Here is a 24,486-nt window from a genome sequence, read left to right on the forward strand (position 1 = left end):
GCGCTTGCGCGCAAAAATGCCGCACGGGTTCCGGCGCTCCTTTCTTGCGGAGGCAAATAGAGTATGGTTTGAACCAGCCTTGAATTGTCCGGGATTCCCGTCCCGGCATTGTTCGACATTCTTGCGGTCCGATCGCGAGGAACTGGGAGATGACGAGGGCGATGAGAAAATTCCTGGCAACCGCCAAAATCGTAGCTAGTGCCGCCGCCACGTTGTTTGCCGCTGCATCGGCTCGTGCAGCCCAGCCCCAGCCTTGGGAAACCAGTTTTCAGCCTGCGGCGACCGACATTATGAGGCAGATCGAGTGGTTCGGGAACTACTCGTTCGCGTTCATCATTGTGATCACCGCCTTGGTGCTTTTCCTGATCGCCTACTGCATCTTGCGGTTCCGGGCGAGCGTCAACCCGACCCCGTCGCGCACCAGCCACAACACGCTGATCGAGGTCATCTGGACTGTCGGTCCCGTCGTCATCCTGCTCTGTCTCGCCATTCCCTCGTTCCAGTTGCTGACCGCGCAGTACACGCCGCCGGAAGAAGCCAAGCTGACCGTCAAGGCGACCGGCAATCAGTGGAACTGGGACTACGAATACCAGGTCGACAATACGCTTTCCTTCAATTCCGCGATCCTTCAGGATGCCGACAGGGCTGCTGCCGGCAAGGAAGATCGCGCCGCGTATCCGCGCTTGCTCGCCGTCGACAATGAGATGGTGGTGCCGGTCAACACCATGACCCGGGTGCTGGTGACGGCGACCGACGTCATTCACGCGTTTGCCATGCCGTCCTTCGGCATCAAGACCGATGCAGTGCCGGGCCGCATCAACGAGGTGTGGTTCAAGGCCGACAAGGAAGGCCTCTATTATGGCCAGTGCTCGGAACTCTGCGGCAAGGACCACGCCTTCATGCCGATCGCTATTCGCGTCGTCTCCGATGCGCAATATAAGACCTGGCTGGCGGCAGCCAAGACCGACCTTCCCGGCGCCAACAAGGCGCTGATGGCCGAGGTCGATGGCACGAACAAGGTAGCGGCCGCCGGCAACTGATGCCGCGACCAGAAAAGATTCAGGGAACGGAGCCGATCATGGCAGACGCTGCAGTTCACGACGACCACGACCACAAGCCGTATCATGGCTGGGTCCGGTGGGTGTATTCGACCAACCACAAGGACATTGGCACGCTTTATCTGATCTTCGCGATCATGGCGGGCTGCATCGGTGGCGCCTTGTCGGTCGTCATGCGCATGGAATTGCAGGAGCCGGGCATCCAGATATTCACTGGCCTGGCTCAGATGGTCTACGGCATGAATGGTGACGCCGCCATCGACGGCGGCAAGAGCATGTACAATGCTTTCACCACGGCGCATGCGCTGATCATGATCTTCTTCATGGTGATGCCGGCGCTGATAGGCGGTTTTGCCAACTGGATGGTGCCGATCATGATAGGCGCGCCGGACATGGCCTTCCCGCGCATGAACAACGTCTCGTTCTGGCTGCTGCCGCCGGCTTTCATCCTGCTGATTATCTCGGCCTTCGTCCCGAGCGCGCCCGGCGCCTACGGCGTCGGCGGCGGCTGGACGCTTTATCCGCCGCTATCGACATCGGGCCAGCCCGGACCGGCCATGGACCTGGCGATCCTTTCAATCCACATCGCCGGCGCCTCCTCGATTCTTGGCGCCATCAACTTCATCACCACCATCTTCAACATGCGCGCGCCCGGCATGACCATGCACAAGATGCCGCTGTTCGCCTGGTCGGTGTTGATCACCGCCTTCCTGCTGCTTCTGTCGCTTCCAGTGTTGGCTGGCGGCATCACCATGCTGTTGACCGACCGCAATTTCGGCACCACCTTCTTCGCCCCGGACGGCGGCGGCGATCCGATCCTGTTCCAGCACCTGTTCTGGTTCTTCGGCCATCCGGAGGTCTACATTCTGATCCTCCCGGGTTTCGGCATCATCAGCCACATCATCTCGACCTTTTCGAGGAAGCCGGTGTTCGGTTATCTAGGCATGGCCTATGCGATGGTTGCCATCGGCGCGGTTGGCTTCATCGTCTGGGCCCACCACATGTACACGACGGGCCTGTCGCTCGACACACAGCGCTATTTCGTCTTTGCCACCATGGTCATCGCGGTGCCGACGGGTGTGAAGATCTTCTCGTGGATCGCCACCATGTGGGGCGGGTCGATTTCGCTCAAGACGCCGATGCTGTGGGCGATCGGCTTCATCTTCCTGTTCACTGTTGGCGGCGTCACCGGCGTGCAGCTGGCCAATGCCGGCCTCGACCGCCCGCTGCACGACACCTATTTCGTGGTCGCGCACTTCCACTACGTGCTGTCGCTGGGCGCGGTCTTCGCCATCTTCGCCGGCTGGTACTACTGGTTCCCGAAAATGACCGGCTACATGTATTCGCCCGTGATCGCCAACACCCACTTCTGGGTCACTTTCGTCGGCGTCAACCTGGTCTTTTTCCCGCAGCACTTCCTCGGCCTTTCCGGTATGCCGCGTCGCTATATCGACTATCCGGATGCCTTCGCCGGCTGGAATATGGTGTCGTCCTACGGCTCGTACATCTCGGCTGTCGGCGTCGTCATCTTCCTGTTCGGCGTCTTCGAGGCGTTCCAGAAGAAGCGGGTCGCCGGCGCCAATCCTTGGGGCGAGGGTGCGACCACGCTGGAATGGCAGCTGCCTTCGCCGCCGCCGTTCCACCAGTGGGAACAGTTGCCGAAGATCAAGTAGGCGGTTGCCTCCTTTAATACGGAACCGCCGGCCGACCGGCGGTTTTGGCCAACGGAATGATGGACTTTAAGTACGCATGGCCCTTGCCGAAGACAGACTGATTGACGAGCCAGGCTTCCGTATGTCGGAAGCGACGGCGGGCGATTTCTTCGCCCTGCTGAAGCCGCGCGTCATGTCGCTGGTGGTGTTCACCGCGTTTGTCGGCATGGTCGCCGCTCCGGTGACCATCAATCCGCTGCTGGCGGTGATCGCGATCCTGGCTATTGCCATTGGTGCTGGCGCGTCCGGTGCGCTCAACATGTGGTACGACGCAGACATCGATGCGGTGATGACGCGCACCGCCGGCCGTCCCGTGCCGGCCGGCCGCATCCGGCCAGGCGAGGCATTGAGCTTCGGGCTGGTGCTGTCGGTTCTGTCGGTGATGACGCTCGGCGTGCTGGTTAACTGGTTGGCCGCATCGCTTCTGGCCTTCACCATCTTTTTCTATGCTGTCATCTATACGATGTGGCTGAAGCGCTGGACGCCGCAGAACATCGTCATCGGCGGTGCTGCCGGCGCCATTCCGCCGGTCATCGGCTGGGCGGCGGTAACCGGATCGGTCAGCCTCGAAAGCTTGGTGCTGTTCCTGATCATCTTCCTGTGGACGCCGCCGCATTTCTGGGCGCTCGCGCTGTTCAAGTCGGAGGACTACGCCAAGGCAGGCATTCCGATGATGCCGAATGTCGCCGGCCATCCCGCGACCAGGCGCCAGATCTTTGCCTATGCGCTGGTCCTCGCGCCGGTTGGCGTGTTGCCATGGGTTCTTGGCTTCACCACGCCGGCCTATGGCATCGTTGCATTGCTGCTCGGCGCCGGCTTCGTCTGGTATGCGTGGAAGGTGCTGCAAATGGCCGATGACGACAGGGCGATGAAGCCAGCCAAGGCCTTGTTCGGCTATTCGCTGCTTTATCTCTTCGCCATCTTCGCCACCTACCTTGGCGATTGCGTCGTCGCGCGCGCGCTGACCATCGGCGGAGCATGAGCATGGCCGAAAAGAAGCTTGAACTGGTCACGCTGACCGAACGTCAGCAGAAGGCGCGCCGCAATCGCTCGGCCGCAATCGGTTTCGCGCTGGCGGCGCTGGTCGTCATATTCTACGTCGCGACCATCGTGAAATTTGGCCACAGTTTCCCTGGCTCGATGTGAGCTGACGATGACCAGGCAAACAGTCACCGATCCTACGAAGAAGAATACGAACCGCGTCGTCGCTGCCGTCTGCATCGCGTTCTTCGGCGGCATGATCGGCATGGCCTACGCCGCAGTGCCGCTCTATGCGATGTTCTGCCAGGCGACAGGCTACGGCGGCACCGTCAAACGGGCGACCCAGCAATATGCCGATCGGGTGCTCGACCGCGACATCACCATCCGCTTTGATGCCAACACCGCCGGCGTTCCCTGGCAATTCCAGCCGGTCGACCGCTCGATCACCATCAAGATCGGCGAGACCGCCGAGGCGCATTTCAGCGCGACGAACAAATTCAGCCGGCCCATCACCGGACGCGCCACCTTCAACGTGCAGCCGGAACTGGCTGGGCCTTACTTCAACAAGGTCGAGTGTTTCTGCTTCACCGACACGACGCTGAAGCCGGGCGAGACGCTGGACATGCCGGTCGTGTTCTATGTCGATCCCGACATCGTCAATGCGCCGGAATTGAAGGATTTGAGGACGATTACCCTGTCCTACACGATGTTCCCGGTCGACAAGACCAAGCCGGTCGCATCATCGGTGCCGGCCGACGGCCGCCGCAACAAGATTTCAGATACCGAAGCAAGCCTCGGGGGTTGATATGGCAGACGCACACGCAAAACCACAGCATGACTATCATCTCGTCGACCCGAGCCCGTGGCCTTTCCTGGGCTCCGTCGGGGCACTGGTGACCGCGATCGGCGGCGTCTGTTACATGCAGTATCTCAAGGGCGGCGATTTCCCGATCTTCGGTTTCAACATCGCCAATCCGTGGCTGTTCTTCATTGGCCTTTTGATCGTCATCTACACGATGTTCGCTTGGTGGTCTGACACCATCAAGGAGGCGCATGAGGGTCGCCACACCCGCGTCGTGTCGCTGCATCTGCGCTACGGCATGATCATGTTCATTGCCTCCGAGGTGATGTTCTTCGTCGCCTGGTTCTGGGCCTTCTTCGACGCCAGCCTGTTTCCGGGCGAGGTCCATCAATACGCCCGCACCGCCTTCACCGGCGGCGTCTGGCCGCCCAAGGGCATCGAAGTTCTCGACCCCTTCCATCTGCCGCTCTACAACACCGTCATCCTGCTTCTGTCGGGCACCACGGTGACATGGGCGCATCACTCGCTCATCCACGGCGACCGCAAAGGCCTGATCAATGGCTTGGTGCTGACCGTCGGCCTCGGCATGCTGTTCACCATGGTGCAGGCCTACGAGTACATGCACGCGCCGTTCGGCTTCAGGGATTCAATCTACGGCGCCACCTTCTTCATGGCGACCGGCTTCCACGGCTTCCACGTCATCATCGGCACTATCTTCCTGCTGGTCTGCCTGATCCGCGCCATGAAGGGCGACTTCACGCCCAAGCAGCATTTCGGCTTCGAGGCCGCCGCCTGGTACTGGCACTTCGTCGACGTGGTGTGGCTGTTCCTGTTTGCCTCGATCTACGTCTGGGCATCGAACGGCGCGATGATCGAACCGCATTGAGATCGACCTGAGGAAATCGACAAGGCGGCTGCGGCGACGCGGCCGCCTTATCTTTTGCGGCAAATGCTCCTAGGATGATCCGATGAGCGACGACAAGGCGATCTGGCCACCAATCGATCCGGTCTCGGCCGGCCTGCATGGCCGCTGCCCGCGCTGCGGCGAGGGCAAGCTGTTTTCTGGATTCCTCACGGTCGGCAATCGCTGCACCAATTGCGGCCTCGATTATTCCTTCGCCGATGCCGGCGACGGGCCGGCGGTGTTCGTTATCCTGATCATCGGCTTCATCGTCGTCGGCCTGGCGTTGTGGACGGAGGTGACGCTCAATCCGCCGCTCTGGCTGCATCTGCTGCTGTGGATTCCGCTGACGCTGGTGCTTTGCCTGGCGGCGCTCCGGCTGATCAAGGGCGTGCTGCTGACGCTGCAATACCGCAACAAGGCGGCCGAGGGCCGACTGGACCGCGGCGAATGAGCGAGGCATCAGGTTTGGTGGCCGGCCGGTCGCGGCCCAAGCGCGCATTGGCGCTCGGCCTGGGTGTCATCGTGTTTTTGATCCTGCTGGCGCTCGGCACCTGGCAGGTTCAGCGCCTGCACTGGAAAGAGGGCCTTCTCGAGACGATAGACCAGCGCACGCATTCGGCGCCCGTGCCATTGGCCGAGGTCGAAAAGCGGTTTGCTGCCACCGGCGACGTGGACTACACGCCGGTAACGGTGACCGGCACTTTCCTGCATCAAGGCGAGCGGCATTTCCTCGCCACCTGGGAAGGCCAGTCCGGTTTCGATGTCTTCACGCCGCTGCAGCTCGACAATGGCCGTTTCGTACTGATCAACCGCGGCTTCGTGCCTTACGATTTCAAGGACTCAGCCAAGCGGCCGCAGGGGCAGGTAAGGGGCGAAGTGACGGTGACGGGGCTCGCCCGCAACCCGCTGCCGGCCAGGCCCTCGATGATGCTTCCCGACAATGATCCGCAGAAGAACATCTTCTACTGGAAGGATCGTGATGCGATGGCCTCGAGCGCCGGCCTGCCGGCAGGTGCGGCGCTGGTGCCGATCTTCATCGATGCGAACGCCACGCCCAACCCCGGCGGGCTGCCGGTCGGCGGCGTCACCGTCATCGACCTGCCGAACAGCCATCTGCAATATGCGATAACCTGGTACGGCCTTGCCGCCGCCCTTGCCGGTGTCCTTATCTCCTGGCTCCGCCGCCCGGCGAAAGACCAATGATTGCCGCCACTACCCTTGACAGGGCAGGGCCGCGCACCTCATTTCGCGCCTAGAGCTCAGAAGTCACAGTCCGATCAACCGGCCTACAATCAGCGTAAGATGCAATCATGCTTCACACAAAGCCACCGCTGACCATCCGGCTTTGCCAGCCGCGCGGTTTCTGTGCCGGCGTCGACCGTGCCATCCAGATCGTCGTGCTGGCGCTGAAGAAATACGGCGCGCCGGTCTATGTCCGCCACGAGATCGTGCACAACCGCTACGTCGTCGAAGGGCTGCAAAGCCTCGGCGCGGTGTTCATCGAGGAGCTCTCCGAGATCCCGCCCGAGCATCGCCAGAGCCCGGTCGTCTTTTCGGCGCATGGCGTGCCGAAATCGGTGCCGGCCGACGCCCAGTCGCGCAACCTCTTCTATCTCGACGCGACTTGCCCGCTGGTTTCGAAAGTCCACAAGCAGGCAATGCGCCATCAGCGGCTTGGCCGCCACGTGCTTTTGATCGGCCATGCCGGGCATCCCGAGGTGATCGGCACAATGGGCCAGTTGCCGGATGGCGCGGTCACTCTGATCGAGACCGAAGCCGACGCCGCAAGCTTCGTGCCTGCAGACCCGCAGGCGCTCGGCTTCGTGACCCAGACGACGCTGTCGGTCGAGGACACCGCTGGTATCATTCGCGCCCTGCAGCAACGTTTTCCCGAGCTGCACGCGCCGGCGGCGGAATCGATCTGTTATGCCACCACCAATCGCCAGGAAGCGGTCAAGGAAACAGCGGCCGGCGCCGATCTCTTCCTGGTTGTCGGCGCACCTAACTCCTCCAACTCGCGGCGCCTGGTCGAAGTGGCCGAGCGCGCCGGCGCCTCGATGTCGCTTCTCGTGCAGCGCGCCTCCGAAATTCCGTGGGATGAGATTGCCGGCATTTCGACGCTCGGCCTGTCGGCGGGCGCCTCGGCGCCGGAGATCATCGTCGACGAGATCGTCGATGCGTTCAGGCAGCGCTTCGACGTGACCATCGAGCTGGCCGTAACAGCGACGGAGACGGAGGACTTTCCGGTGATGCGGGTGTTGCGCGATGTCGAACTGACGGCCGCCGACATGGCCTTCGTCAACGGGGCCGCGTAACAACGATGGCGGTCTACACCGACGTCAACGAGGGCGAGCTCGGCGCATTCCTCAGGAACTATCCGGTCGGCGACCTCCTGTCCTACAAGGGCATCGCCGAAGGCACCGAAAACTCGAATTTTCTGCTGCACACCAGCAGCGGCTCCTACATCCTGACGCTTTACGAGAAGCGCGTCGACAAGGCTGACCTGCCGTTCTTTCTCGGCCTTATGGCCCACCTCGCCAGAAAGGGCATTTCGTGCCCGCTCCCGGTCACCGCACATGATGGCGGTGTCATCGGAACACTTGCCGGTCGGCCGGCGGTCATCATCACCTTTCTCGAAGGCCTGTCGCTGCGGCGGCCGACGGCTGCGCATTGCGGCGAGGTCGGCAAGGCGCTGGCGGCACTGCATCTCGCCGGCGCGGATTTTCCGATGACCCGCCCCAACGCCCTTGCCATCGATGGCTGGCGCAAGCTGTGGAATGCCGCCCGCGCCCGCGCCGACGAGGTCGAGCCGGGACTGGCGGCCGAGGTCGATGCCGATTTCGCCGATTTCGAGCGGAACTGGCCGAACGGTCTGCCGCAAGGCATCATCCATGCCGATCTTTTCCCGGACAATGTGTTCTTCCTCGGCGAGAAACTGTCCGGGCTGATCGACTTCTATTTCGCCTGCAACGACCTCTACGCCTATGACGTTGCCACGTGCCTGAACGCCTGGTGCTTCGAGAAGGATTTTTCCTTCAATCTGACCAAGGGCACGGCGCTGCTCGCCGGCTACCAAAGCGTGCGGCCGTTGAGCAGTGACGAGAAAGCTGCGCTGCCGATGCTGGCGCGCGGCTCGGCGCTGCGCTTCATGCTGACCCGGCTCTACGACTGGCTGACGGTTCCGGACGGCGGGCTGGTGATGAAACGCGACCCGACCGAGTATATTCGCCGGATGCGCTTCCACCGGGCGATCAACTCTCCTTCCGAATATGGACTGACATGACCAAGCGCGTTGAAATCTTCACCGATGGTGCCTGTTCGGGCAATCCCGGGCCTGGCGGCTGGGGCGCAATCCTGCGCTTCAACGGCGCCATCAAGGAGCTCCATGGTGGCGAGGCTCTGACCACCAACAACCGCATGGAGTTGTTGGCGGCGATCTCGGCGCTCAACGCGCTCAAGGAGCCTTGCGTCGTCGACCTTTATACCGACAGCAACTACGTCAAGGACGGCATTTTCGGTTGGATCGATGGCTGGAAGCGCAACGGCTGGAAGACCGCCGCCCGGCAGCCGGTGAAGAATGCCGAGCTGTGGCAGCAGCTCGACGCGGCGCGCAACCGCCATCAGGTCACCTGGCATTGGGTCAAGGGCCATGCCGGCCATCCTGAGAACGAGCGCGCCGACGAATTGGCGCGGCTCGGCATGGCGCCATTCAAGACGAAGTCGGCGAAACCGGTGCTCGCGTCCGTGCCGCCGAAGGAAGGCACCCAGTCCAGGCAATCGGCGGCCAAGAAGGTTCGGCGCTCGACCCAGAGTTATTGATCCGGTTGAACTGGCGTGTCAGCGGATCAGAAGGGCGGCGCCGAACAGTCCGATGGCAAACACCGTATGCGACACAAGATTGAGGGCGCGGACCTGCATCGGATTGGGCCGCTTCGAAGCGGCCCAGCCGGCGCCCATGCCGGGCGCCAGCAGAAACCACCCGGCGCCGACGGTGACGATGCCGAGGATAAAAGCCGGCAGGAAGGTCGGCGCGGTGAGCCAGGCCGTCCCGGCCAGCACGACCAGTATGATGCCGTAGACGATGCCGACAGCATAATGAAAGGCCCAGCCAAGTACTGATTCATGCGGGTAGGGCGAGGCCTTGCCAATGTCGTCATGGAAGACCTTGCCTTCCCGGAGATGCCAGACCCAGCGGCCGACCAGCCCCCAGTTCGGGCGCGGTTGGGCAAAGGCCTTGCTCAGGAAAATCGCCCAGACATCCATAAGCGCGGTTGCGCCGATGCCGATCGCGACGCTGCGCCACAAGATGTCAGACATAATGAAGGTCCCCAAAAGCAAGCAGTCCCGAAGGGCCGACACATGGCCCCGAAAACCGGGTCGGCTTTCGGAAGGATCATGCGCCGATGCAAAAGTCAGCGTCCTTTGGACGTTGAGCGCTAGAAGGCGCCCGCCGCCGTCCCAGGCCTAAGCTGTCGCCGGGACGGAAAGCTGTCCGAGAATGTGAGCCGCACCGGATTCGTCGACGCCGGGCTTTGTCTCGACATTGAGTGCGGTGACCTTGCCGTCCTCGACGATCATCGAAAAACGCTTCGAGCGCAGCCCCATGCCGCCGCTGGAGAGGTCGGCGTCGAGGCCGACCGATTTGGCGAAATCGCCATTGCCATCGGCGAGATAAAGGATTTTGCCTTCACCACCGCTGAAGCGGGCCCAAGCCCCCATGACGTGAACATCGTTGACCGAGACAACGGCGATAGTGTCGACGCCGCGCGCCAGGATGGCGTCGTAATTGTCCAGGTAGCCGGGCAGATGATTGTTGCTGCAGGTCGGCGTGAAAGCGCCTGGAACGCCAAACAGCACCACCGTCTTTCCTGAGAATATCTCGCCCGTCGTGATCGGCTTTGCACCGTCGGCGGTCATTGTCTTGAAGGTCGCATCGGGCAGTTTGTCGCCAACGGAGATCGTCATGATGGTCCTCGTTTGGAAATGGAAGGGAGTGTCCTTGCGATAGCGAATTAAGGCGCGCCCGGCAACCGTCCAGACGTTGGCATCACGGGAATGGCAACAGGCCTTCGACCGCGCCTGCGGCACTTGTCAGCGTGTAGTGCAGGCCGCCATCGGTTGGCGTTGTCGACGGCCTGTCGAGGATCGGCACAGTAAAGATCAGCTTGCCATCCTTTACACTGCGTGCCGGGGCACCGAACATGTAATCGCGTTCGCCGGCAACGAAGAAGTCGGCGCCCTCGGGGCTGCCCGGAAAGCTCGCTTCGACAATCAGCGTTTCGTGGTCGCCCGGCAGTACGTTTATGCCGAAATCGGGCGTTGCCGTGGCGGGCAGGGTGGCAAGGCCTGCCTTGACCAGTGCCGCGTCCTCGGCGTTGTCCGGATCGGCGCCGGGATCGACGGTCAGCCTTGTTTGCACCGGGATGCAGATGGTTTCGCAGATGCCGAGGAAAATGCCCGCATCGATGACGGCCGGCTGGCCGGGCGTGGCAAGCGTGAACGTCACCGGCAACGAAACCGGGTGGTCGTAGCCGGCCCATTTGCCATAGCCGTCGTCATGGCGCTGCGGCGGCGGAAACAAAAGCGTCGCGTCGGCAATGTTGGTGCTGGCCGAGACGTCGATCTGTGGCGGCACGCCCGCATCGCCCGGATCGCGCCAATAGGTTTTCCAGCCAGGCTTCAGCGCAATGTCGAGGACGCCCTGGAGACGTCCGGCCTCGTCGGCTTTGCCGCTCGTCACCAGCCTCACCCTGCCGCCTTCGCTGTTGTACCAGGCCGACGAGGAGGCTGAGGCTGGGAGACCGGTCGCCGATCCAATGGCCACAACAAGCAGCAGGATTTTCAAGCTTTGCATGACGGTGATTTGATCGTCCGTTGATGGCCGCACAATGATTTCATGACGCGGCCGGCATCATATTTGCGTGACCTTCGATTTACGAGCCTGATCAAATCGAGCGCCGCCCATCTTTTCGAGGCTTCGGAAACGCGTTACGCTGTGGCCATGGATTTGTTGCGCCATAAAAGGACGGCCACAGGCCCCGGCTTTCTCGACGACCAGTTCCTGATCGCCATGCCCGGCATGAAGGACGACCGCTTCACGCGCTCTGTCATCTACATTTGCGCGCACAGCGACGAAGGCGCGATGGGGCTGATCATCAACCAGACGCAGCAGATGCTGTTTCCGGACCTGCTCGTGCAACTTGGCATCATGAATGAGATGGAGGCGATCCGTCTGCCGGCGCCGGCGCGCGACTTTGTCGTGCGCAATGGCGGACCGGTGGATCGCAGCCGCGGCTTCGTCCTGCATTCGGGCGACTACCGGGTGGAATCCTCGCTCGCCGTGTCCGATGACGTCTGCCTGACCGCGACCGTCGACATTTTGCGCGCCATCTCCTCCGGCCGCGGACCCCGGCGGGCGCTGATGGCGCTCGGCTATGCCGGCTGGGGCGCGGGCCAGCTTGAAAACGAAATCGCCGAGAATGGCTGGCTGACTTGCCCGGCAAGTGCCGAGCTTCTGTTCGATGCCGACATCGACCGCAAATACGACCGGATCCTTGCCTCGATCGGCATCGATCTCGCGCATCTCAGCCTGGCTGCCGGTCACGCCTGAGCCTCATCACGTCCCCGAAACTTGTCACGCTTGAGTGAGCGGATACTGTTCCTTCAGCGTCTTCAGCACCTGGTCGCCGGGCATCGGCGCGCCGAACATGAAGCTCTGCACGTATTCGCAGCCCATCTGCCGTAGCTCCAGCGCATCGCTTTCGTCCGAAATGCCTTCGGCAACGACCGACAGGCCGAGCTCGTGCGCCATGTTGACCATCGATTTGAGCAGCACCGCGCGTTTCGGCGTCGCGTCGTCGACGAAGCTCTTGTCGATCTTGATCGTGTCGAACGGAAAGCGCGTCAGATAGGCCAGCGATGAGTAGCCGGTGCCGAAATCATCCAGCGACAGGCCGATCCCAAGCTGCTTCAGCTTGGTCAGCACATGGGCGGTCTGCTCGGGATTGTCCATCACCAGCGATTCGGTGAGTTCGAGCCGGAAGCAGCGCGGTTTCAGGTTGGCTCGCGCGATCACCGAGCGGACGTCGCTGACCAGGTCGCGGCGGATGAGCTGACGGCTGGACAGATTGACCGAGACCGACAGCGGCGCATCGCCGATCTGCTTTTGCCATCCGGCCAGGTCTTCGGCAGCCTGCTGCATGGCGAACAGCCCAAGCTGCACGATCAGGCCGCAGTTTTCGGCAACCGGAATGAAATCCGCCGGCGGGATCATGCCGCGCCGCGGATGGTCCCAGCGCAGCAACGCTTCGAAGCCGGCAACGCTGCCGTCCTCCAGCCGCACGATCGGCTGATAGGCGAGCGTGAATTCGCGTCGCTCGATGGCACGGCGCAGGTCGGACTCGAACTGCAACCGGTCGGTGCCGACGGTGCGGAAGGCGGGCCGGAACGGCTCGATCCTGTCGCCGCCGAAGCGCTTGGCCTGATGCATGGCAAGCTCGGCATCCTTGACCATGTCCTCGGCCGAGGTCTGCGTGGACGTCCAGGTGATCAGCCCGATCGAGGCGGTCAGCACGATCTCGCGCTTGGCGAAGGTGATCGGGTTGTTGATGGCGTGCTTGATGGCATCGGCGATGGCCGCGATGCGCGCCGGATCCTGCTCCGACAAAAGCATCAGCGCGAACTGGTCGCCGGCAAAGCGCGACAGCGAATCCTTCGGCTTGAGCAGCCGGTGCAGCCGCCGCGCTATGGTCAAAAGGATGGTATCGCCGGCCGAGATGCCGAGCCCGTCATTGACCTGCTTGAAGCGATCGATGTCGATGACGAAGACGGTCGGGCGCACCTTCTCTTCGGTGCGGGCGATCGAAATGATCGCCTCCAGCCGGTTCATGAACAGCTCGCGGTTGGGCAAGCCGGTCAGATTGTCGTGCACGGCGTCGTGCAGCAGCCGTTCCTCGGACTTCTTCTGCTCCGTCACATCGACCATGGTGCCGACGCAGCGGATGACCTCGCCGTCCGAGCCGATCACCGGCCGGGCGCGCAGCGCAAACCAGTGATAGTGCCCGTCGGCGCCGCGCAGGCGGAAGTTTTGCGACACCCGGCCACGCCGGTGCTCGAGCACCACGTCGAGCGTCGTGCGAAAGGTGTCGCGGTCGTCGGCATGCAGCACCGGCAGCCAGTTGCGGGCGGGACCGCCGAGACTGTTGGGAGCAAGGCCGAGCTGAATGCTGACGTCGGGACGAGTGACGACCCGGTCGCGCAGCACGTCCCAGTCCCACACAGTATCGCCCGATCCGGCAACCGCCAGCGCCTGCCGCTCGAGATCGGAGAACAGGCCCTGATGCAGGGCGCCGCCAGCAAAAGCGTGCTGCATCACCGTGAAGCCGATCAGCAGGATGATGAGGATCAGCCCGCCGCCCAGCGCCGGCTGGGCGATATCGTTGTCCAGCATGCCGGTGATCGCCATCCACGATCCGCATAGCCACAGCAGAACCATCACCCAACTGGGCACGAGCATGATGGCGCGGTCGTAACCGCGGATACCGAGGAAGATGATCAGGCCGAGCCCCGTCAGTGCGGTGGCGGCGAAGGACAGCCTGGCAATGCCGGCGGCAACCGCCGGATCGATGATGGCGACGCCGGCAATCAGCACCAGCCCGAGAATCCAGACCAGCGCGCCGTAGCTGAAATGGCCGTGCCACCGGTTGAGGTTGAGATAGGCAAAAAGGAACACCACGAAGGTCGCCGCAAGCGCCACCTCCGTTCCGGCGCGCCACATCTGCTCGTTGCCCGGGGATATTTCTATGATCTTGTTAAGAAAGCCGAAATCGACGCAGATATACGCAAGCACCGCCCAGGCAAGGGCCGCCGTCGCCGGGAACATCGAGGTCCCCTTGACGACGAAAAGAATGGTCAGGAACAGCGCCAGCAGGCCGGCGATGCCGATGACGATGCCACGAAACAGCGTGTAGGAATTGACCGAGTCCTTGTAAGATTCAGGATCCCACAGATAGACCTGCGGCAGCTTGGGCGAGGCGAGCTCGGCGATGAAGGTGATCACCGTTCCGGGGTTCAACGTCACCCGGAACACGTCGGCGTCGGGGCTGGTCTGGCGGTCGAGCGCAAAGCCTTCGCTGGGAGTGATCGCAGCGATACGGGTCGAGCCGAGATCCGGCCAGAACAGGCCGGAATTCACCAGCCGGAAATGCGGTGCGACAATCAGCCTGTCGAGCTGCTGGTCGGTGGTGTTAGCGAGCGCGAACACCGCCCAGTCGCCGGTCGAGCGCGCGTCATTGGCCTCGACCTCGATGCGCCGCACGATGCCGTCCGGGCCGGGTGCCGTCGAGACCTGGAAATTCTCGCCTTGGTTGCGGTAGATTGCGACGGCACCCGAAAGGTCGAGCGCCACGTCGTCGCGGGCAATCTTGATCGGTTCGACCGCAAACGCCGACGATGCCGCGCAGAGCGTGACGATTGCCGCCAGCATAAAGGCAAGCAGCGACCCGTTGCGCAGAAAATTCGTCAAAAATCAGTCCTTTGTTCCAACGCCCGGCGGATCGTCCGCGATTCGGGCATATAGGTAATGGTCCTGCCAGATGCCGTTGATCCTGAGATAGGATCGTAGCAGTCCTTCGCGCCGGAATCCGGCTTTTTCAAGCACGCGGATCGACCGGGCATTATCGGGGATACAGGCAGCTTCGATCCGGTGCAACCGCAGCGTTTCGAAGGCGAAACGCGTCACCACCTTGACGGCATCGGTCATCAGCCCGCGTCCGCTGAAGCGCTCGCCGATCCAGTAGCCGATATGGCCGCTTTGGGCGACCCCGTGGCGGATATTGCCGAGGGTGATACCGCCGGCCAGCTTGCCGCTGCTTTTCTCGAAGATGAAGAAGGCGATCGCCGTCCCTTGCGCGTAGTCCTCGCGGTAGCGGCCGATACGGTGCCGCCACGCCGTGCGGTCGAGCTCGTCAGGCGTCCATCGCGGCTCCCACGGCTCGAGGAAGGCGCGGCTTTCACTGCGCAGCACCGACCACTCGCGATAGTCGTTGGTCAGCGGCACGCGCAGCGTGACCAGCTCGCCCTTCAGTGCCGGCAGGTCGCGGCGAAAGAAAGGGAGCGCGAACACGATGCTCGAATGGGCTTAGACGGCAAGCTTACGGGCAGTGGTCTGCGTGCCCGAAAGCGAATCGAGGATCGCCTCATAGGGCGCGAGCGTACCCACCGGCCCGACAGCTGTAAGCGTCGGCTTGGTCGAAAAAAGCCGGGACGACAGATCCGTCAGCCGCTCGACAGTCAACGCCGACAGGCGCTCCATCAGCTCTTCCTTGGCGATCGGCCTGCCGAACAGAAGCAACTGCCTGGCGATCTGCGAGGCGCGGCTGGCCGGGCTCTCGGCCGACATGATCAGCCCGGCGCGGTATTGCGCCCGCGCCCGGTCGAGCTCCTCCTGCAGGATGTTTTCGCCGGCCTTTTGCAGCTCGTCGATGATCACAGGCACCAGCTCGGCAATATCGCTTTGTCCGGTCGCGGCATGGACCCCGAAGACGCCGGTGTCGGAAAAACCCCAATGGAAGGCATAGACCGAATAGCACAGGCCGCGTTTTTCGCGGACTTCCTGGAAAAGTCGCGACGACATGCCGCCGCCCAGGATCATCGACAGGACCTGGGAGGCATAGAAATCGCGGACGTGATAGGCGCGGCCCTCGAAACCCAGCACGATCTGGGCGTCCATCAGGTCGCGGTCCTCGCGAAAATCGCCGCCGACATACTGCGCATATTGCGGGATGGTGCCGTCGGCCTTGCCGCGGAAGCTGCCGAGCCGCTTTTCGACCTCCCGCACGAAATCGTCGTGCTTGATATCGCCGGCCGCCACCATCACCATGTTCTCGGCACCGTACTGTCGCTCGATGAAGTCGTGCAACTGCTTCGAAGTGAAGGATTTGACGGTTTCCGGCGTGCCGAGAATCGAGCGGCCGATAGTCTGGTGGCGAAAGGCGGTCTCGGTAAAGTGATCGAAAACGACGTCGTCGGGCGTATCGTGCGCGGCGCCGATCTCCTGCAAAATCACATGCTGCTCTCGTTCCAACTCCTGCGGATCGAATTCGGAGTCCTGCAGGATGTCGGAAAGAATATCGACCGCCAGCGGCACGTCGTCGCTAAGAACCCTTGCATAATACGAGGTCGTCTCGACGCTGGTGGCGGCATTGATCTCACCGCCGACGTCCTCGATCTCCGAGGCAATCTCGAAGGCGCTTCGCCGCCTGGTGCCCTTGAAAGCCATGTGCTCGAGCAAGTGCGCCATTCCGTGCTCTTCGTCACGCTCGTTGCGTGCGCCCGACTTGACCCAGGCGCCAAGGGCAACAGATTCGAGGCTTGGAAGGGTTTCGGTGGCGACTGTCAGGCCGTTCGACAGACGGCTTACCTCAACACCCATATGGCAATTACTCCCTAACGCGCCGCCCGCGTGTGGCGGCCGAGATAATCTTCCACCATTTTCAGGTCGGATGGAAGTACCGTGTATTTTTCCTCGGCGCTCATCAACCCGCCTAGCCATGCAGGCAGGGCAGGCGACACGCCGCTGGCGGCTTCGACGGCGGCGGGAAACTTTGCCGGGTGCGCAGTGCCCAGCACCACCATCGGCACCTCACCCGCAGCCTTGCCGGCGGCCACATGCACGGCCGCGGCCGTATGCGGGTCGAGCAGATAGCCGCTCGCCGCAAGTGTGGTGCGGATGGTGGCGGCGACCTCGTCCATGGTGGCGCGGCCGGCGTCGAATTCGGAGCGGATCTTGGCGATTTCGCCAGCCTCGATGGTGAAGGCGCCGGACTGCTTGAGCCCGTTCATGTAGCGCCGCACGGTCGAGGCATCGCGGCCGGACGCTTCGAACAGCAAGCGTTCGAAGTTCGAAGACACCTGGATGTCCATCGAGGGCGACGTGGTCGAAAGGACCCCCTTCATGCGGTATTCGCCGGTCGCCAGCGTGCGCGCCAGAATATCGTTGTCGTTGGCGGCGATGATCAGCCGTTCGATCGGCAGCCCCATCTTCTTGGCGGCATAGCCGGCAAAGATGTCGCCGAAATTGCCGGTCGGCACGGTGAAGGAAACCGGTCTGTCGGGCGCGCCGAGCGACAGCGCGGAGGAGAAATAATAGACGATCTGGGCCATGATGCGGGCCCAGTTGATCGAATTGACGCCCGACAGCGATACCCGGTCGCGAAAACCGTGGTCGTTGAACATGTCCTTCACCAGGCCCTGGCAGTCGTCGAAATTACCTTCGATCGCCAACGCATGGACGTTTGCGGCGGTCGAGGTCGTCATCTGCCGCTGCTGTACCGGCGAGACGCGGCCATGCGGGAAAAGCACGAAGATGTCGGTGCGGTTGCGCCCGGCAAAGGCATCGATGGCGGCCCCTCCGGTGTCGCCGGAGGTGGCGCCGACCATGGTGGCGCGCTGGTCGCGCTCGGCCAGCACATGGTCCATCAGCCGCGCAAGAAGCTGCATCGCCACGTCCTTGAACGCGAGCGTCGGGCCATGGAAGAGCTCGAGCACGAAGCTGTTCGGCCCGGTCTGCACCAGCGGGCAGACGGCCTCATGGCGGAAGGTCGCATAGGCTTCGCGCACCAGCCGTTCGAACACCGGCGCCGCGATCTCGCCGCCGAGGAACGGCGACAGCACACGGATGGCAAGATCGGGATAGGCAAGGCCGCGCATGGCGCGGATCTCGGCTGCGGAAAAATGCGGCCAGGCGCTCGGCAGGTAGAGCCCTCCGTCGCGCGCCAGTCCGGCCAGCACGGCGTCGGAAAATCCAAGCGCGGGCGCTTCCCCGCGGGTACTCACATATTGCATCGTTACGTTTCCATTGCTGCCGGGAATTTTGGCCCGCCGCGAGGTGGTGGATTTCTGCGCGGGCTCAGTCGCATTTTTGCCGCGCGGTTGATATACGTCACCGGCTTTGCGAGAGGGAAGTGCAGTTCATGGCGTTTCATTCATTCAACGGTCGTTTTGTCGCGGGTCTGGGGCTCGCCGGCTTTATGCTTGCCGCCGCAGGCTGCCAATCGAGCGACAATGGTATTCTCGGCTTCGGCAAGAAGGACACGACGCCGCCACCGCCACCCGATCCCAAGGTGCTTTCCAGCCAGCTGCAGGCCTATTGCCCGAAAGTGACGTTGCGTGACGGCACCGCTTTCTTCAATACCTACGCCAAGAGCGGTCCGAAGCCGAAGAAAAAAACCGATGTTGCCGCCGAGGAAGCCGCGCAGCCGGCAGCGGACGCGGCTGGCGTCGATCAGCCGGACGATTCCGCCAAGATCATCTATCAGGCTTCGATCACCGATGTGACCCGCGACTGCAGCCGCGCCAACGGCTCCTTGTCGATGAAGATAGCCGTCGCCGGCAAGGTCGTGCCTGGCCCGATGTTCACCCCCGGGACCATCACCATGCCGATCCGCATCGCGGTGATGCACGGCACCGAAGTCCTCTATTCGCAGCTTCACTCCTATCAGGTCCAGGTTACCGATCCTTCGAGTGCCACACAGTTCGTCTTCACCGATTCCAACGTCGTCGTTCCGGAGCCGACGGCGAAGGACTACCAGGCATATGCCGGGTATGACGAGGGCGCTCCGAAAGTAGCGACAGACAAGCCAAGGAAGAAGAAAGCCGCCGCGACCAACTAAGCCGCTGCATTCGCGCCACGGCGGCTGGAGGCGGCCTCTCACGCGTCCGCCGACCATTCCGACAGCGCGGCGATCACGCTTTTCAGTTCCGCCCAGCGGCGGATGACCGTTTCCGCGCCGGCCTCGGTCAGCGCATCGGCGTGGCCGGGATAGCTGTGCGCCGCGCCGGTAAAGCCGATGACGCGCATTCCCGCCGTCTTGGCGCCGGTGACGCCATGCACCGAATCCTCGATGACAAAGGTGTTCGCAGGATCGGCCTTGAGCTTTTCCGCGGCGAACCGAAACACGTCCGGCGCCGGCTTGGTTTTCCCGGTCGGGGTTTCCAGCGAGGAAAAGATCCGGCCGGCAAAGAACGGCAAAAGCTGCACCTTCTCCAGCATGAATTCGATCCGCTCAGAACGCGAATTCGAACAGACGCAGCGCGGCACTGCTACCGCGGCGACAGCTTCGTGCGCTCCGTCGATGGCACGCACGTCGCTGCGCAGCCTGCGATCGACAAGCTGTTCCTCCTTGTCGATCAGGGAGGCCTGGAACGGGATCCGGGACTTTTCCTCGACCCGCATCATGATGTCCTTGAACGTCAGCCCGGCATAGACCTCGGAGATCTCCTCGGCCGATATCTCGTAGCCAGCCGAGGTCAAAAGCTCGGCATCGATACGCGCGGCGATGATTTCGGAATCGACGAGCACGCCGTCGCAATCGAAGATGACAAGATCTGGCTGGGGCATGGTGATCCGGGAAGCGGGATGAGGGGAATGCCGAGAGGGCCTTTGGTCAAAACGGCTCAGGCGGCGCGGCATACACCAACAGGCCGGGCTTCGCAAATTCGGCGTGCTGCTTCACTGAATATTTACGCTGATCGGTAACCATAACGGACCGTAAACAGTAACGCGTGCCTTGGGTGTCACAATGTCTGCCGTGCGTCTTCTCGACGACCTTTCCGATGCTCCCCAGCAATCCGAGTGGCTGGATACGATCCTGAAGGGCGACTGCGTCGCCGCGCTCGAACGGCTGCCGGAAAAGTCGATCGACGTGATCTTTGCCGATCCGCCTTACAACCTACAGCTCGATGGCGATCTGCACCGGCCCGACCAATCCAAGGTCGATGCCGTCGACGACCATTGGGACCAGTTCGACAGTTTTGAGGCCTACGACGCCTTCACTCGCGCTTGGCTGCTGGCGGCGCGCCGCGTGTTGAAGCCCAACGGCACGATCTGGGTCATCGGCTCCTACCACAATATTTTCAGGGTCGGCGCCAAGATGCAGGACCTGGGCTTCTGGATCCTCAACGACGTCGTCTGGCGCAAGACCAATCCAATGCCCAATTTCCGTGGCCGCCGTTTCCAGAACGCGCATGAGACGATGATCTGGGCATCGCGCGACCAAAAGGGCAAGGGTTACACATTCAACTACGAGGCGCTGAAGGCGTCGAACGACGACATTCAGATGCGTTCCGACTGGCTGTTTCCGATCTGCACCGGCGGCGAGCGCCTGAAGAACGACAATGGTGACAAATTGCATCCGACGCAGAAGCCGGAAGCGTTGCTTGCCCGCGTCATGACGGCATCGACCAGGCCGGGCGACATCGTGCTCGACCCCTTCTTCGGTTCAGGTACCACCGGGGCTGTGGCCAAGCGGCTTGGCCGCCACTTCGTCGGCATCGAGCGTGAGCAGGCCTATATCGATGCCGCCATGGAACGTATCGATGCGGTCCGGCCGCTGGAAGGCGCCAATTTGACGGTGCTGACCGGCAAGCGGGCTGAGCCGCGCGTCGCATTCGTCACGCTTCTCGACAATGGCTTGGTGGCGCCCGGCGCCACGCTCTACGACGCCAAGAAGCGCTGGGCGGCAAAAGTGCGTGCCGATGGCACGCTGGCGATCGGCGACAGTGCCGGGTCGATCCACAAGATCGGCGCACACGTGCAGGGGCTGGACGCCTGCAACGGATGGACCTTCTGGCATTATGAGCGCAGCGGCGGCCTGACACCAATCGACGAGCTTCGCCGCATTGCGCGGCTGGGCATGGAGCGGGCAGGGGCCTGAGGCTCCGAGTTGCGATAGATCGGTTATGCGAAGGCTCACCCAACCTCTGGAAGCGATTCAAATCACACTTTGATCCCAAGGCGCTCAAGGTCCGCCCTGAGCGTCTTTGCGTCGGTGAACAGCACAGCCTGCCAACCGGCCGCCTTGGCGCCGTCGACATTCTTCTGGCTGTCGTCGATGAACAGCGTGGCTGCCGGATCGAGGCCGAACGCGGCGACGTGGTGATCGTAGATGGCACGATCCGGCTTGATCTGGCGGATGTCGCCCGACACGGTCACGCCGCGCGGCCTATTGAGGAAATCGAACCGCTCGCGGGCCTCGGCAAGCGTATCGGCCGCGAAATTGGTCAGCATCGTCACGTCATGGCCGCTCTCGATCAGCCCGATCATGATGGCGACGCTGTCCTCATAGGCATGAGGCACCATCTCGTGCCAGTGCCGGCGGAAATTGCGGATGTTTTCGGCATGGTCGGGATACTGAGCGATTGCCAGCGCTTCGGCCTCTTCCCAGCTGCGGCCGCGGTCCTGCTCGATGTTCCAGTCGTGCGTGCAGACATTTTCGAAGAACCATTTCCGTTCGTCGGGATCGGGGATCAAGCGGCTGAAGGGCAGGTTCGGATCATAGTGGATCAGCACTTTGCCGATGTCGAAAACGATGTGGCGGATTTCGGACATTCTTCTCTCTTTCAATGCGGCCGCTGCTTTTTCGTCGCGCCCGGTATCGCCGCTTCGATTACCTTTTTCATGACGCTCGGCAGCGCCTCCCCGGAAATTTCATGGGCCAGCGACCAGAAATGCCCGGCCGGGCCGACGCTGTCGGTCTCCGCCTTGAACACGTCGAGTTCAAGCGCAAAATGGGTAAAGATATGGCCGATGCGTCCGGCCTGCCGCCAGTCGCCGGGGAACGGGGCTGCCGCCACCGTGGTGGCGCCATCGATCCGCGCGGTCCAGCCGGTCGTCGGCACTTCGGTCATGCCGCCCAGCAGGCCTTTATTCGCGCGCTTGCGCAAAAGGATGGCGCCGTCGCTCCTGACGGCGACGAAGGCGGCGCCGCGGCGCAAGGGTTTCTCGGCCTTGGGCAGGCGGACCGGAAAGCGCTCGGGATCGCCCGAGATTGTGGCGCTGCAATCCTGCCTGACGGGGCAGAGCATGCAGCGGGGCCGGCGCGGCGTGCAGATCGTCGCGCCCAGGTCCATCATCGCCTGCGCGAAGTCGCCGGGCCTTGTCGGGGGAACCATGCGTTGGACCTGGCCGCGTATCTCGCCCTTGGCGTCGCCCAGAGGCGTGGCGATCGAATACAGCCGTGAGACGACCCGTTCGACATTGCCGTCGACGACCGCGGCTGGTCGGTCGAAGGCGATCGCCGCGATCGCCGCCGCCGTGTAGGCGCCGATGCCGGGCAGTTCCCTCAAGCCGGACTCGCTGTCCGGAAAGCGGCCGCCTTGCCGCGCGACGAGATCGGCGCAGGCTTTGAGGTTACGGGCGCGGGAATAATAGCCGAGCCCGGCCCAGGCCTTCATGACGTCTTCGGTCGGTGCCGCCGCCAGTGCCTCGACAGTTGGCCATTTCTGCACGAAAGCCCGGAAATAGGATTTTACCGCCTCGACCGTGGTTTGCTGCAGCATCACTTCGGAAAGCCAGACGAGATAGGGATCGGGCTGGGCGCCGCCTGCCAGCGCACGCGGCGGAACGCGCCACGGCAGCTCGCGGTGATGCGCGTCGTACCAGCCAAGCAGCCGGAACGCGATCTCGCCATTGTCTCCGGATACGGCCTTGCGGGTCTGGTCGTGCAGTGCCATTGATCGAGGGTCGGCCCTAATCCACTGGTGCTGAAGCTGGAGAACGCACATGGCAGGGAAAAGGCCCTTCGGCAATCCCGTTCCGGTGAGCGATCTCGCAACCGAGATCCTCGACCCGGTGCTGCGCAAGCGGGCCGGCATGTCGATCGGGCTGGTCCAGTCGTGGGAAGAGCTTGCCGGACCGCGGCTTGCCGGCCGCTCACGCCCGGAAAAGATCCAGTGGCCGCGCCGCATGCACGAGGACGATCCGTTCGAGCCGGCAGTGCTGGTAATTGCCTGCGAGGGTGTGGCGGCACTGCATCTGCAGCACGAGACCGGCGAGATCATCAACCGGGTCAATGCGTTTCTCGGTTTCAATGCGATCGGCCGGATCAGGATCGTGCAGAAGCCGGTAATGGCGGGCAAGGACAAGCCGAAATCCAGTTTGCGGCCGCTGACCGTGGCGGAGAAGGCGAAGCTGTCGGGCACTGTCGGTTTGATCGAGGACGACGGGCTGCGCGCCTCGTTGGAGCGGCTTGGCGCCACCATTCTTGGTCAAAAGAAGCCGTGATCTCGCGCTATCGTGATGGAATGCCCGGATTTGGCGATTGGAATAGGGGCGGTAATGCCTTAATTCGCGCCAACTCTCGCTTTTTGTAGCCTTTGCATTGCAAAATCCAACTATTGCCAGGTGATTCGTATGCTTCGTTCCTTGTCCCGCAGACACCTTTTGACTTCGCTGGCCGCAATACCAGCGGCGGCCCTGCTTGCCGCCTGCAGCGACTCGGGCGAGAAAGCCGAGGCGCAGGATGTGAAACCTGCGGCTCCGGCGGAACCTGCGAAGCCGGCCGCTCCGGCCGCCGCCAAAGCGCCTGAAGCTCAGGGCACGGTGGATATGGCAGCCTTGTTGAAGCCCGGCGCGCTGCCCGACATGCAGCTCGGCAAGGACGATGCAAAGGTCACTATCGTCGAATATGCATCGATGACCTGCCCGCATTGCGCGCATTTCGCCGAGACCACTTTTCCGGAGCTGAAGACGAAATATATCGACACCGGCAAAGCCCGTTACATCCTGCGCGAGTTTCCGTTCGATCCCAGCGCCGAGGCCGGTTTCATGCTGGCGCGCTGCTCCAAGGACAACTATTTCCCGATGGTCGACGTTCTGTTCAGGCAGCAGGCCAACTGGGTTGGTGTGAACAATACCAAGGACGCACTGCTGCAAATCGCCAAGCTTGCCGGTTTTACACAGGAGTCCTTCGAGGCCTGCTTGACGGACCAGAAACTTCTGGACGATGTGAGATCCGTCCAGAAGCGCGGCGCCGACGAATTCAAGGTCGATTCCACACCGACCTTTTTCATCAACGGAAAGACCTACAAAGGGGCGATGTCGATTGCGGAAATGTCGGCCATCATCGACCCTCTGCTCTGACGTTTCGGCAGCGCCGAAGCGGCGTCGCTTCGGCGTGCGCACTTCTTTGTTTTGCCGCGGGTTCTCCTTGCAAAACCCCGGAACAGTGTTGCGAAACTTGGCTATGGGCC

General features: G+C 62.5%; 26 protein-coding genes. 16 read left to right on the plus strand and 10 right to left on the minus strand.

Features of this window, described 5'->3' with window-relative positions; genetic code table 11:
• Positions 1-161: 161 nt before the first annotated feature.
• The 11 genes from coxB to rnhA all read left to right on the plus strand — a co-directional run bounded on the left by coxB (position 162) and on the right by rnhA (position 9,276).
• Entirely contained in the window at positions 162-1,040 is an 879-nt protein-coding gene (gene coxB, locus NKJ72_RS08745) for a cytochrome c oxidase subunit II (protein ID WP_254818655.1), read from the plus strand.
• 38 nt (positions 1,041-1,078) lie between these two features.
• The gene (ctaD, locus tag NKJ72_RS08750) at positions 1,079-2,731 is read left to right on the plus strand and encodes a cytochrome c oxidase subunit I (protein ID WP_352476671.1); all 1,653 of its coding nucleotides are present in this window, start codon (positions 1,079-1,081) and stop codon (positions 2,729-2,731) included.
• Between the two features lie 76 nt (positions 2,732-2,807).
• The gene (locus tag NKJ72_RS08755) at positions 2,808-3,752 is read left to right on the plus strand and encodes a heme o synthase (protein ID WP_352476672.1); all 945 of its coding nucleotides are present in this window, start codon (positions 2,808-2,810) and stop codon (positions 3,750-3,752) included.
• Positions 3,749-3,916, plus strand: a complete 168-nt coding sequence (locus tag NKJ72_RS08760; protein WP_023674135.1) for a cytochrome c oxidase system small membrane protein — start codon at positions 3,749-3,751, stop codon at positions 3,914-3,916. Before NKJ72_RS08755 ends, NKJ72_RS08760 begins: the two co-directional genes overlap by 4 nt.
• Before the next feature lie 7 nt (positions 3,917-3,923).
• Positions 3,924-4,556, plus strand: a complete 633-nt coding sequence (locus NKJ72_RS08765; protein WP_352476673.1) for a cytochrome c oxidase assembly protein — start codon at positions 3,924-3,926, stop codon at positions 4,554-4,556.
• 1 nt (position 4,557) lies between these two features.
• A complete protein-coding gene (locus tag NKJ72_RS08770) occupies positions 4,558-5,439 on the plus strand; it encodes a cytochrome c oxidase subunit 3 (protein WP_254818455.1) in 882 nt (293 codons plus the stop codon).
• 82 nt (positions 5,440-5,521) lie between these two features.
• Positions 5,522-5,908, plus strand: coding sequence for a DUF983 domain-containing protein (locus NKJ72_RS08775; protein WP_254818456.1), 387 nt, complete (start codon positions 5,522-5,524; stop codon positions 5,906-5,908).
• Positions 5,905-6,660 (plus strand): SURF1 family protein, encoded by a 756-nt coding sequence (locus tag NKJ72_RS08780; RefSeq protein ID WP_352476674.1) that lies wholly within the window; start codon positions 5,905-5,907, stop codon positions 6,658-6,660. Before NKJ72_RS08775 ends, NKJ72_RS08780 begins: the two co-directional genes overlap by 4 nt.
• 107 nt (positions 6,661-6,767) lie before the next feature.
• Positions 6,768-7,772, plus strand: coding sequence for a 4-hydroxy-3-methylbut-2-enyl diphosphate reductase (ispH, locus tag NKJ72_RS08785; protein WP_352476675.1), 1,005 nt, complete (start codon positions 6,768-6,770; stop codon positions 7,770-7,772).
• A 5-nt stretch (positions 7,773-7,777) separates the two neighbouring features.
• Positions 7,778-8,740 (plus strand): homoserine kinase, encoded by a 963-nt coding sequence (locus NKJ72_RS08790; protein WP_352456890.1) that lies wholly within the window; start codon positions 7,778-7,780, stop codon positions 8,738-8,740.
• Complete coding sequence (rnhA, locus tag NKJ72_RS08795) at positions 8,737-9,276, plus strand: ribonuclease HI (RefSeq protein WP_352476676.1); 540 nt, start codon at positions 8,737-8,739, stop codon at positions 9,274-9,276. Before NKJ72_RS08790 ends, rnhA begins: the two co-directional genes overlap by 4 nt.
• 18 nt (positions 9,277-9,294) lie before the next feature.
• Here rnhA and NKJ72_RS08800 read toward each other — a convergent pair whose 3' ends face one another.
• The 3 genes from NKJ72_RS08800 to NKJ72_RS08810 all read right to left on the minus strand — a co-directional run bounded on the left by NKJ72_RS08800 (position 9,295) and on the right by NKJ72_RS08810 (position 11,311).
• Positions 9,295-9,774, minus strand: coding sequence for a DUF2938 domain-containing protein (locus NKJ72_RS08800; RefSeq protein ID WP_352476677.1), 480 nt, complete (start codon positions 9,772-9,774; stop codon positions 9,295-9,297).
• A 147-nt stretch (positions 9,775-9,921) separates the two neighbouring features.
• On the minus strand, positions 9,922-10,422 hold the full coding sequence (locus NKJ72_RS08805) for a peroxiredoxin (protein ID WP_352476678.1): 501 nt from the start codon (positions 10,420-10,422) through the stop codon (positions 9,922-9,924).
• An 82-nt stretch (positions 10,423-10,504) separates the two neighbouring features.
• Complete coding sequence (locus NKJ72_RS08810) at positions 10,505-11,311, minus strand: protein-disulfide reductase DsbD domain-containing protein (protein WP_352476679.1); 807 nt, start codon at positions 11,309-11,311, stop codon at positions 10,505-10,507.
• Positions 11,312-11,458: 147 nt separating this feature from the next.
• On the opposite strand from NKJ72_RS08810, the gene NKJ72_RS08815 reads away from it, so the two are divergent.
• A complete protein-coding gene (locus NKJ72_RS08815; protein WP_254818656.1) occupies positions 11,459-12,067 on the plus strand; it encodes a YqgE/AlgH family protein in 609 nt (202 codons plus the stop codon).
• Between the two features lie 24 nt (positions 12,068-12,091).
• Here the strand turns inward: NKJ72_RS08815 and NKJ72_RS08820 are convergent, their stop codons facing one another.
• Genes NKJ72_RS08820 through thrC form a run of 4 tightly spaced genes read right to left on the minus strand, consistent with a single transcriptional unit; the run spans position 12,092 to position 18,300 of the window.
• Positions 12,092-14,980, minus strand: coding sequence for an EAL domain-containing protein (locus tag NKJ72_RS08820; RefSeq protein WP_302895658.1), 2,889 nt, complete (start codon positions 14,978-14,980; stop codon positions 12,092-12,094).
• Between the two features lie 3 nt (positions 14,981-14,983).
• A complete protein-coding gene (locus tag NKJ72_RS08825; protein ID WP_254818464.1) occupies positions 14,984-15,580 on the minus strand; it encodes a GNAT family N-acetyltransferase in 597 nt (198 codons plus the stop codon).
• A gap of 15 nt (positions 15,581-15,595) precedes the next feature.
• A complete protein-coding gene (locus NKJ72_RS08830; RefSeq protein ID WP_352476680.1) occupies positions 15,596-16,888 on the minus strand; it encodes a M16 family metallopeptidase in 1,293 nt (430 codons plus the stop codon).
• 14 nt (positions 16,889-16,902) lie between these two features.
• On the minus strand, positions 16,903-18,300 hold the full coding sequence (gene thrC / locus NKJ72_RS08835; RefSeq protein ID WP_352476681.1) for a threonine synthase: 1,398 nt from the start codon (positions 18,298-18,300) through the stop codon (positions 16,903-16,905).
• Between the two features lie 128 nt (positions 18,301-18,428).
• Between thrC and NKJ72_RS08840 the strand changes: the two genes are divergently transcribed.
• Positions 18,429-19,127, plus strand: a complete 699-nt coding sequence (locus NKJ72_RS08840) for a hypothetical protein (RefSeq protein ID WP_352476682.1) — start codon at positions 18,429-18,431, stop codon at positions 19,125-19,127.
• Between the two features lie 38 nt (positions 19,128-19,165).
• On the opposite strand, the gene NKJ72_RS08845 is transcribed toward NKJ72_RS08840, so the two are convergent.
• The gene (locus NKJ72_RS08845) at positions 19,166-19,855 is read right to left on the minus strand and encodes an HAD family hydrolase (protein WP_254818468.1); all 690 of its coding nucleotides are present in this window, start codon (positions 19,853-19,855) and stop codon (positions 19,166-19,168) included.
• A gap of 181 nt (positions 19,856-20,036) precedes the next feature.
• On the opposite strand from NKJ72_RS08845, the gene NKJ72_RS08850 reads away from it, so the two are divergent.
• Positions 20,037-21,170, plus strand: a complete 1,134-nt coding sequence (locus NKJ72_RS08850; RefSeq protein ID WP_352476683.1) for a site-specific DNA-methyltransferase — start codon at positions 20,037-20,039, stop codon at positions 21,168-21,170.
• 62 nt (positions 21,171-21,232) lie between these two features.
• Here NKJ72_RS08850 and NKJ72_RS08855 read toward each other — a convergent pair whose 3' ends face one another.
• Both NKJ72_RS08855 and mutY read right to left on the minus strand, forming a co-directional pair.
• Positions 21,233-21,844 (minus strand): HAD family hydrolase, encoded by a 612-nt coding sequence (locus NKJ72_RS08855; RefSeq protein WP_254818470.1) that lies wholly within the window; start codon positions 21,842-21,844, stop codon positions 21,233-21,235.
• Positions 21,845-21,855: 11 nt separating this feature from the next.
• Positions 21,856-22,968, minus strand: a complete 1,113-nt coding sequence (mutY, locus tag NKJ72_RS08860; RefSeq protein ID WP_352476684.1) for an A/G-specific adenine glycosylase — start codon at positions 22,966-22,968, stop codon at positions 21,856-21,858.
• A gap of 49 nt (positions 22,969-23,017) precedes the next feature.
• Here mutY and NKJ72_RS08865 point away from each other — a divergent pair, with 49 nt between their 5' ends.
• Positions 23,018-23,518, plus strand: a complete 501-nt coding sequence (locus tag NKJ72_RS08865; protein WP_352476685.1) for a DUF721 domain-containing protein — start codon at positions 23,018-23,020, stop codon at positions 23,516-23,518.
• A 129-nt stretch (positions 23,519-23,647) separates the two neighbouring features.
• Entirely contained in the window at positions 23,648-24,376 is a 729-nt protein-coding gene (locus NKJ72_RS08870; protein ID WP_254818473.1) for a DsbA family protein, read from the plus strand.
• The last annotated feature ends 110 nt before the right edge of the window (positions 24,377-24,486 follow it).

The organism is Mesorhizobium sp. M0045 (assembly GCF_040323385.1).
GTDB lineage: Bacteria > Pseudomonadota > Alphaproteobacteria > Rhizobiales > Rhizobiaceae > Mesorhizobium.

Bases quoted from the DNA above. Each gene is read 5' to 3' on its own strand.
- coxB (WP_254818655.1), top strand. From the start codon at position 162: ATGAGAAAATTCCTGGCAACCGCCAAAATCGTAGCTAGTGCCGCCGCC.
- ctaD (WP_352476671.1), top strand. From the start codon at position 1,079: ATGGCAGACGCTGCAGTTCACGACGACCACGACCACAAGCCGTATCAT.
- NKJ72_RS08755 (WP_352476672.1), top strand. From the start codon at position 2,808: ATGGCCCTTGCCGAAGACAGACTGATTGACGAGCCAGGCTTCCGTATG.
- NKJ72_RS08760 (WP_023674135.1), top strand. From the start codon at position 3,749: ATGAGCATGGCCGAAAAGAAGCTTGAACTGGTCACGCTGACCGAACGT.
- NKJ72_RS08765 (WP_352476673.1), top strand. From the start codon at position 3,924: ATGACCAGGCAAACAGTCACCGATCCTACGAAGAAGAATACGAACCGC.
- NKJ72_RS08770 (WP_254818455.1), top strand. From the start codon at position 4,558: ATGGCAGACGCACACGCAAAACCACAGCATGACTATCATCTCGTCGAC.
- NKJ72_RS08775 (WP_254818456.1), top strand. From the start codon at position 5,522: ATGAGCGACGACAAGGCGATCTGGCCACCAATCGATCCGGTCTCGGCC.
- NKJ72_RS08780 (WP_352476674.1), top strand. From the start codon at position 5,905: ATGAGCGAGGCATCAGGTTTGGTGGCCGGCCGGTCGCGGCCCAAGCGC.
- ispH (WP_352476675.1), top strand. From the start codon at position 6,768: ATGCTTCACACAAAGCCACCGCTGACCATCCGGCTTTGCCAGCCGCGC.
- NKJ72_RS08790 (WP_352456890.1), top strand. From the start codon at position 7,778: ATGGCGGTCTACACCGACGTCAACGAGGGCGAGCTCGGCGCATTCCTC.
- rnhA (WP_352476676.1), top strand. From the start codon at position 8,737: ATGACCAAGCGCGTTGAAATCTTCACCGATGGTGCCTGTTCGGGCAAT.
- NKJ72_RS08800 (WP_352476677.1), bottom strand. From the start codon at position 9,774: ATGTCTGACATCTTGTGGCGCAGCGTCGCGATCGGCATCGGCGCAACC.
- NKJ72_RS08805 (WP_352476678.1), bottom strand. From the start codon at position 10,422: ATGACGATCTCCGTTGGCGACAAACTGCCCGATGCGACCTTCAAGACA.
- NKJ72_RS08810 (WP_352476679.1), bottom strand. From the start codon at position 11,311: ATGCAAAGCTTGAAAATCCTGCTGCTTGTTGTGGCCATTGGATCGGCG.
- NKJ72_RS08815 (WP_254818656.1), top strand. From the start codon at position 11,459: ATGGATTTGTTGCGCCATAAAAGGACGGCCACAGGCCCCGGCTTTCTC.
- NKJ72_RS08830 (WP_352476680.1), bottom strand. From the start codon at position 16,888: ATGGGTGTTGAGGTAAGCCGTCTGTCGAACGGCCTGACAGTCGCCACC.
- thrC (WP_352476681.1), bottom strand. From the start codon at position 18,300: ATGCAATATGTGAGTACCCGCGGGGAAGCGCCCGCGCTTGGATTTTCC.
- NKJ72_RS08840 (WP_352476682.1), top strand. From the start codon at position 18,429: ATGGCGTTTCATTCATTCAACGGTCGTTTTGTCGCGGGTCTGGGGCTC.
- NKJ72_RS08845 (WP_254818468.1), bottom strand. From the start codon at position 19,855: ATGCCCCAGCCAGATCTTGTCATCTTCGATTGCGACGGCGTGCTCGTC.
- NKJ72_RS08850 (WP_352476683.1), top strand. From the start codon at position 20,037: ATGTCTGCCGTGCGTCTTCTCGACGACCTTTCCGATGCTCCCCAGCAA.
- NKJ72_RS08855 (WP_254818470.1), bottom strand. From the start codon at position 21,844: ATGTCCGAAATCCGCCACATCGTTTTCGACATCGGCAAAGTGCTGATC.
- mutY (WP_352476684.1), bottom strand. From the start codon at position 22,968: ATGGCACTGCACGACCAGACCCGCAAGGCCGTATCCGGAGACAATGGC.
- NKJ72_RS08865 (WP_352476685.1), top strand. From the start codon at position 23,018: ATGGCAGGGAAAAGGCCCTTCGGCAATCCCGTTCCGGTGAGCGATCTC.
- NKJ72_RS08870 (WP_254818473.1), top strand. From the start codon at position 23,648: ATGCTTCGTTCCTTGTCCCGCAGACACCTTTTGACTTCGCTGGCCGCA.